The sequence below is a fragment of the Enterobacter sp. RIT418 genome, from assembly GCF_003057745.1.
Taxonomy (GTDB): Bacteria; Pseudomonadota; Gammaproteobacteria; order Enterobacterales; family Enterobacteriaceae; genus Enterobacter.
Map to the genome: position 1 here is coordinate 1 of NZ_QBJD02000034.1, position 5,772 is coordinate 5,772.

Genomic DNA, 5,772 nt, shown 5'->3' on the forward strand with positions numbered 1-5,772 from the left:
ACGCGAAGGTGGTGGTGGAAGACATCGAGGACAACCCGGGCTTCTTCCGCGTGCGTCTGTTCGCGGTACCGCACTTCCAGGTGGAAGGGATGGACGTGAATCTGTCTCTGGTCAGCCAGATGCCGAAAGCGAAAGCGTAAGGCGGGAGCAGGGATGAAAATTTATCGTCCACTGTGGAACGAGGGGGCATTGCTGTCCCCTCAGCAGTTCCAGCAGCAGACTGAGTGGGAGTCTTTTCGCAGTGCCGGCGTTTCGGCGCTGGTTTCTCCTTTCCCATGGGGAGTGGAAAAGATCGCGTTTAACGACAGCCTTCTTTCATCGGGCCTGATCCAGATTTCACAGTTACGTCTGTGGCTGGATGACGGTACGCTGATTGATGCTCAACAAAGCGATTTACCGCCTGCTCCTCGTGAGCTGGATCCTGCTCAACTGGCGGGTCTTGATACTGTAACGGTAGTTATTGCGCTACCGCATATGCAGCCCGGCGTGATTAACGTGGAACAAGAAGGGACAAGGGCCGATCGTCCGCTTCGCTACCGCGAAGAGTGGGTAACCGTGCAGGATGCCTTTGGTTCTGAAGAAGAGTCCATAGCGGTTGCCCGCTTCAATTGCACGATCCGGTTTGCCCATGAAAATAATGACGCCTGGAAGGTCTGCCCTGTAGCAAGACTCATTCGTGACGGGCAAAACGCCTGGCGTCAGGATCCATCTTTCATTCCTCCTGTTGCGTCATTTGCCGCCAGTCCGGTTCTGCGTGAACGTCTCGTGCTGCTTAATCGCCAGCTGCGCTCCCGACGCCAGCGGCTGATGACCATGCGTCGTGAAAGTAATGAAAGGCTCGCCGACTTTGCGGTTGCCGATGTCTCTCTGTTCTGGCTTCTCAATGCGCTTAACTCGCACGCCAGAGTCCTGACGGAATATGAACGCTTCCCGGCACGACCGCCTGAACAGGTATGGGCTGAGCTCGCCCGTTTGGCAGGTAGCATGCTGACCTTCTCGCTGGAACACGATCTTGACGCGATTCCGGGCTATGACCATGCAGAGCCGGCCAGCGCTTTTCCTCCGCTCTTTGAGCTGGTGACTGAACTGCTGGAAGCAAGCTTGCCCTCTCGCGTTATCGCACTGGAGATGTCGCGTCCGGACGGACAGACCTGGAAGGCAAACCTCCACGATATCCGTCTGCGTGAAGAGGCCGACCTTTATCTTTCCGTACGTTCAGATGTCCCGGCCTGGCAGATCGCTGACAAGTTCCCGGCACTTTGTCAGGCAGGCTCCCCTGATGACGTCAATGTCATTTATGGCGCTGCACTTAAGGGTATCCCGCTTATCCCGGTAAACAGGGTTCCTGCCGCACTCCCGGTACGTATGGAAAACCAGTACTTCGCACTTGATATGGAAAGCGCAGCTGCGCATGAAATGCAGGAGCAGGGAGTGTGTATGTTCTACGTTCCCGAGTTGCTGGGTGCGCTGGAGCTTGAACTGTTTGCGGTGCTGCGCTCATGAGAACGGAAATTGATATTGACCAGTTGATGACGGAGACCTGGCTCACCGTCACCATGCTGAAGAAAGGTGCCGTCACCCACAATGGCAATGCGCTTTACGATAAATGTGTCAGGCAGGTTGAAAGCGTGCGTGAAGCGCTGGAGCGTGCCGGATACGACGATGCCAGCGTGGACCATATCTCTTATGCACAGTGCGCATTGCTGGACGAGACGGTGATGAGCCGTAAATCTGAAACCACCGGAGAAGGTGAAGAAAGCGCCGTCGATGAAGGACAGATGGCATGGCGCAGGGCTCCGCTCCAGGCCCGCTTCTTTGGCTCACTTCGGGCGGGTGAAGCACTCTGGGACCGCATTGCGGAAGTACTGCGCCAGCCAGCGCCTAATACAGCGGTTCTGACCTGCTATCACAGGGTGATCGCGCTGGGATTTCAGGGGTTGTACAGCCTGAACGCCGTAAGCCAGGCGCAGCGGGATGAGGTGGTCAAGGCCCTTTCTGAGCGCGTTTCTCCGCCTGATGTGGGGCTCTCGCTGGTTGTCCATCGGACGGGTAAACACCGCTGGAGCCTGATGCGGTCCGTCTGGTTCTGGACTGTACTGGCCATCATCGTGACGGGTGTGGTCTGGTGGGGAGGCCATCTGTGGCTCCAGGCGCTGTTGTCGGCGCAATTACCGGAGCTGCACGGCTAATGCGTAAATCAGTCATTTTTTCGGTTGTCCTGCACACGCTTGCGGGTGTTGCAACGCTGCTGTGGTTGCTCTGGTCTTTCATTCCGGTAGGGAATGTGATGAAAGGTCTGGGCACGCTGCTGCTTGTGGGTCTGGCATGCTGGACGGTTTTAAAAAACTGTCGACGTGGGGATCCTGAATCCAACGCTAGTGCCGAAAGCGTTGATCTGCCATTGCTGGACAATCAGGGGCCGGTGGTGCTGGTCTGCGGTGACCGTCTGGATGCGCTATTTCAGGAGCAACCTCTGCGTAAAACTGCGCAGGGCTGGTGGCTGAGAGCGGGTGATGTCTCTCGCTTAACCGACGTTGTCCGCAGCATTCAGGTTCAGTTCCCACGGCAGATCGGCGAGCTCTCGGTGATGTACGTCTGCCAGCCCGATCTGCACCAGGATGAAGCCGTTCTGCGCTCCATGCTGAAAACTCTCCGCCAGCAGAGTAAACAGATACATTCGCTGACGGGCTTTACATTACCGGTTGTGGTGAGTGCCGAATTTTCCGGACCTGAAACGCCGTGGGTACTCGTGCGCGGAGACAAACCGGTAGTCTATCCGGACAACGCCTCGCCGCAGGCGCTCATCGACTGGCAGCAGGAAGGTGAGAACGTCGAGGTGCTGCCGGTGCTCGGTCAGGCTTTTTCATTTATCCGCAATACCCTGCTTGATGAGCTGGAGAAATCCGATCGGTTAACGCCGCCTGTTCATGCCTTTGCCGTGGCAATACGTCTGGGTTCCGTTAATCCAGAAACGCTGTCCGTCTGGTCAGGCTGGCTCTGTTCCCGCACCTGCCTGCGGTTTTCCCGGAAGGCCAATTCGCCTGCTCCGGCCAGCCAATTCCCTGATGCTGTTCTGCCGCTGCTGACCCCTTTTGCCTCTCTGGTGCAGGGGGGGCAGCGTACCCGCCGTCTCGTTCTGCTGATGTGGTTATGTGCCCTGGTGGCGCTGGGTATGTCTGCCCTTAACAACCGGGACCTGATCCGTCAGGTGGGCACCGATCTACAGCGCTGGAACGCGATCCCGATGAACCACTACGGTCCTAAAGCCGAATCGCTGGCGGTACTGAAACAGGATGCGCTCCTGCTTGAGCGCTGGCAGCGGCAGGGGGAACCGGTTCGTTACGGGCTGGGCTATTACCCTGGACATCGCCTGTGGCTTGCGTTGCAGCAGGCCATTGATACCTGGGTTCCACCTCCGGCACCGAAACCTGAACCGGTACCTAAAATCGTCCGCCTCGACAGCATGTCGCTGTTCGACACCGGCAAATGGGCGCTGAAGCCCGGCTCCACGAAGCTGCTGGTGAACTCGCTGGTGGGTATTAAGGCCAAACCGGGCTGGCTCATCGTGGTGGCCGGTCACACCGACAGCACCGGCGACGACAAATCCAACCAGGTGCTTTCGCTCAAGCGCGCGGAATCGGTGCGCGACTGGATGCGCGATACCGGCGACGTGCCGGAAACCTGTTTCGCGGTGCAGGGCTATGGCGAAAGCCGCCCGATCGCAACCAACGACACGACCGAAGGCCGTGCGCTGAACCGACGTGTCGAAATCAGCCTGGTGCCGCAGGCGAACGCCTGCCAGCTGCCGGGCGCAACAACCGCGTCACAGGATATACGTGACGTTTCAACTCAAGAAATGGAGAAATAACATGGCAATTCCAGTCTATCTGTGGCTCAAGGACGACGGCGGCGCGGACATCAAAGGTTCCGTGGACGTTAAGGACCGCGAGGGCAGCATCGAAGTGGTTGCGCAGCAGCATAACCTGTACATCCCGACCGACAACAACACCGGCAAGCTGACCGGCACGCGCATCCACACACCGTTCCTGTTCACCAAGGAAATCGACTCCTCCAGCCCGTACCTGTACAAGGCGGTGACCACCGGCCAGACCCTGAAATCGGCTGAATTCAAGTGGTACAAAATCAACGACGCGGGCCAGGAAGTGGAGTACTTCAACACCAGGCTGGAAAACGTGAAGGTGGTGAAGGTGAACCCGCTGATGCACGACGTCAAGGATCCGTCCTTCGAGAAGCACAACCATCTGGAGCAGATTGAGCTGCGCTACGAGAAAATCACCTGGACCTATAAAGACGGCAACATTATTCATTCCGACTCGTGGAACGAACGTACCACTGCCTGATTGCCTGAGCAGACGGTTTTCCGTCTGCTTTTTTTGCTGAGCGCCTGCCATAACGGACGCTCAGCAAAGAACACACAATCTGCCTGCCTGACCTGATGCGCTTTGGTAAGTCAACAGCGAGGGGCGGTAGCATGCCCGGAACTGATAAAGAGAGACTCTCATGGAAAATCCTGCCGTTCTGTTACGTCGTCTTAATCCCTACTGCGCCCGCGCGATGGAAGGGGCCGCCTCCCTGTGTCAGACCCGCGCGCATGCGGAAATCCTCCCCGAGCACTGGCTGCTGAAGCTGCTGGAGCAGGGCGAAGGGGACATCACGGTGATTGCCCGCCGCTACGAGTGGGACATGGACGCGATATGGCAGGATCTGCTGGCGTTTCTCGACAGGCTTCCGCGCTCGGTGCGCAGCCGCCCGGAGCTCTCTGACGGCATCCGCACCCTGATGCAGAACGCGTGGCTGCACGCCTCGCTGGCGGGTGAGATGCAGATCCGAAGCGTGCACCTGCTGATGGCGATTGTCGAAAAGCCGTCGCTGGCGCGCTGCGAAGGCCTGTGGCCGCTGACCACCACCGGGCTGAGCCAGCTTGAGCGCCTGCGCGGGCTGCTGGACGCGCAGTCCGACGAGCGCGAAGAGGTGCAGCAGGAGGCGGCGCTCAGCAGTGACGAGGTGGCGTTCGTGGGCCGTCCGGTGAATGCGGATATAAAAGAAGGGGAGCTCAGCCCGGCGCTGCAGAGCGCGCTGGACAAGTTCACCCTCGACGTCACCGCCCGCGCGCGGGACGGCAAAATCGACCCGGTATTTGGCCGCGACAATGAAATTCGCCAGATGGTGGACATCCTCTCGCGCCGGCGCAAGAACAACCCGATTCTGGTGGGCGAGCCGGGCGTGGGCAAAACCGCGCTGGTCGAGGGGCTGGCGCTGCGCATTGCCGAAGGCAACGTCCCGGACAGCCTGAAGCCGGTCTCCGTGCGCACCCTCGACCTCGGCCTGCTGCAGGCGGGCGCGGGCGTGAAGGGCGAGTTCGAGCAGCGCCTGAAAAACATCATTGAGGCGGTGCAGCAGTCGCCGCAGCCGGTGCTCCTTTTCATTGATGAGGCGCACACCATCATCGGCGCGGGCAACCAGGCGGGCGGCGCGGATGCCGCCAACCTGCTCAAGCCCGCCCTGGCGCGCGGCGAGCTGCGCACCATCGCCGCCACCACCTGGAGCGAGTACAAGCAGTACTTCGAGCGCGACGCCGCGCTGGAGCGCCGCTTCCAGATGGTCAAGGTGGACGAGCCGGACGACGACACCGCCTGCCTGATGCTGCGCGGCCTGAAGTCCCGCTACGCGGAGCACCACGGCGTGCACATCACCGACGAGGCCGTTCGCGCCGCCGTCACCCTCTCCAGGCGCTACCTGACGGGCCGACAG

6 protein-coding genes are annotated in these 5,772 nt (G+C 59.6%); all 6 read left to right on the forward strand.

All coding sequences use genetic code 11. The annotated features are described in order from the left end of the window. A partial coding sequence (locus DBY73_RS21945) for a type VI secretion system contractile sheath large subunit (protein WP_146745807.1) occupies nt 1-140 on the forward strand: 140 nt, incomplete at its 5' end. 13 nt (nt 141-153) lie between these two features. Further along, nucleotides 154-1,503, forward strand: a complete 1,350-nt coding sequence (tssK, locus tag DBY73_RS21950; RefSeq protein WP_112013274.1) for a type VI secretion system baseplate subunit TssK — start codon at nt 154-156, stop codon at nt 1,501-1,503. Beyond that, nucleotides 1,500-2,189, forward strand: coding sequence for a type VI secretion system protein TssL, short form (tssL, locus tag DBY73_RS21955; protein ID WP_112013275.1), 690 nt, complete (start codon nt 1,500-1,502; stop codon nt 2,187-2,189). The genes tssK and tssL overlap by 4 nt, the downstream gene beginning before the upstream one ends. Then, on the forward strand, nt 2,189-3,868 hold the full coding sequence (locus DBY73_RS21960; RefSeq protein ID WP_112013276.1) for an OmpA family protein: 1,680 nt from the start codon (nt 2,189-2,191) through the stop codon (nt 3,866-3,868). The genes tssL and DBY73_RS21960 overlap by 1 nt, the downstream gene beginning before the upstream one ends. Before the next feature lies 1 nt (nt 3,869). Further along, on the forward strand, nt 3,870-4,361 hold the full coding sequence (hcp, locus tag DBY73_RS21965; protein ID WP_112013277.1) for a type VI secretion system effector Hcp: 492 nt from the start codon (nt 3,870-3,872) through the stop codon (nt 4,359-4,361). 160 nt (nt 4,362-4,521) lie between these two features. After that, the coding region (locus DBY73_RS21970; RefSeq protein ID WP_146745808.1) for an AAA family ATPase at nt 4,522-5,772 on the forward strand (1,251 nt) is incomplete at its 3' end.